Annotated in this window: 1 rRNA gene; it reads right to left on the minus strand. The window is 55.6% G+C overall.

Annotated elements, in window-relative coordinates:
* Positions 1–407 precede the first annotated feature (407 nt).
* Positions 408–1,939: ribosomal RNA gene (locus RF638_RS15810) — 16S ribosomal RNA — on the minus strand.
* Positions 1,940–2,131 lie beyond the last annotated feature (192 nt).

A 2,131-nucleotide genomic window follows, 5' to 3' on the forward strand; every position in this document is an offset into this window, starting at 1 on the left:
CGCGCGGCGTTCAAAGATGCTCGCGTCCACTATGTAGTTGACAAACAACAACCCACCAACACCACCCCACCAGCAACCGCTGGCTTCAGTAGTGTTCCGGGAAGAACCAACAACCAACACCCACACCACCACCGTCCGATCCTCACGGATCGACCAACAGATTCATCTGAGCATTGGGCTTGTTGATCGACAACCCAACAATGTGCCACCACAACCACCACCACACACCACCCACAACATTGTTGTTGTGGGGTTCCCGTGTGCGGGGTTCGTATGTACGCCTGTTGATATTCCACCCATGAGCAAACCACCACCACAGCACACTTGCTGGGTGTATGGCGGCCACCATTGACCAACCACCCTTGGTGATTGGCTGCAACCACACGGTTGCTGGGCCTGCTCCTTAGAAAGGAGGTGATCCAGCCGCACCTTCCGGTACGGCTACCTTGTTACGACTTAGTCCCAATCGCCAGTCCCACCTTCGACGGCTCCCCCCACAAGGGTTAGGCCACCGGCTTCGGGTGTTACCAACTTTCGTGACTTGACGGGCGGTGTGTACAAGGCCCGGGAACGTATTCACCGCAGCGTTGCTGATCTGCGATTACTAGCGACTCCGACTTCACGTGGTCGAGTTGCAGACCACGATCCGAACTGAGACCAGCTTTTTGGGATTAGCTCCACCTCACGGTATCGCAACCCATTGTACCGGCCATTGTAGCATGCGTGAAGCCCAAGACATAAGGGGCATGATGATTTGACGTCATCCCCACCTTCCTCCGAGTTGACCCCGGCAGTCTCCTATGAGTCCCCACCATCACGTGCTGGCAACATAGAACGAGGGTTGCGCTCGTTGCGGGACTTAACCCAACATCTCACGACACGAGCTGACGACAACCATGCACCACCTGTACACCAACCTCAAAGAGGAAAACCCATCTCTGGGCCGGTCTGGTGTATGTCAAGCCTTGGTAAGGTTCTTCGCGTTGCATCGAATTAATCCGCATGCTCCGCCGCTTGTGCGGGCCCCCGTCAATTCCTTTGAGTTTTAGCCTTGCGGCCGTACTCCCCAGGCGGGGCACTTAATGCGTTAGCTACGGCGCGGAAAACGTGGAATGTCCCCCACACCTAGTGCCCAACGTTTACGGCATGGACTACCAGGGTATCTAATCCTGTTCGCTCCCCATGCTTTCGCTCCTCAGCGTCAGTAACAGCCCAGAGACCTGCCTTCGCCATCGGTGTTCCTCCTGATATCTGCGCATTTCACCGCTACACCAGGAATTCCAGTCTCCCCTACTGCACTCTAGTCTGCCCGTACCCACTGCACACCACGGGGTTAAGCCCCGGGCTTTCACAGCAGACGCGACAAACCGCCTACGAGCTCTTTACGCCCAATAATTCCGGACAACGCTTGCGCCCTACGTATTACCGCGGCTGCTGGCACGTAGTTAGCCGGCGCTTCTTCTGCACGTACCGTCACTTTCGCTTCTTCCGTGCTGAAAGAGGTTTACAACCCGAAGGCCGTCATCCCTCACGCGGCGTCGCTGCATCAGGCTTTCGCCCATTGTGCAATATTCCCCACTGCTGCCTCCCGTAGGAGTCTGGGCCGTGTCTCAGTCCCAGTGTGGCCGGTCACCCTCTCAGGCCGGCTACCCGTCGTCGCCTTGGTAGGCCATTACCCCACCAACAAGCTGATAGGCCGTGAGCCCATCCAAAACCAGTAAAACCCTTTCCACACACCCCCATGCGAGAGAATGTAGTATCCAGTATTAGACCCAGTTTCCCAGGCTTATCCCAGAGTCAAGGGCAGGTTACTCACGTATTACTCACCCGTTCGCCACTCATCCACCCAGATGCAAGCACCCAAGCTTCAGCGTTCGACTTGCATGTGTTAAGCACGCCGCCAGCGTTCGTCCTGAGCCAGGATCAAACTCTCCGTCAAAAAACATGACAGAAACCACAACCCACCAGTTCCACAAAGAAACCAGCACACGGTCGCGGGATCCTAGCTGACACCCAACACCCCAGGAAACGGGAAAAACACCCGGAGCATCAGGCCATCAACCAAAAAATACAAATACTTTTCGGTATCAACAAACTAGGCACACTATTGAGTTGACAAACAACAAACCAC

It is taken from the genome of Kocuria sp. CPCC 205235 (assembly GCF_040980905.1).
Classification (GTDB): Bacteria; Actinomycetota; Actinomycetes; order Actinomycetales; family Micrococcaceae; genus Kocuria; species Kocuria carniphila.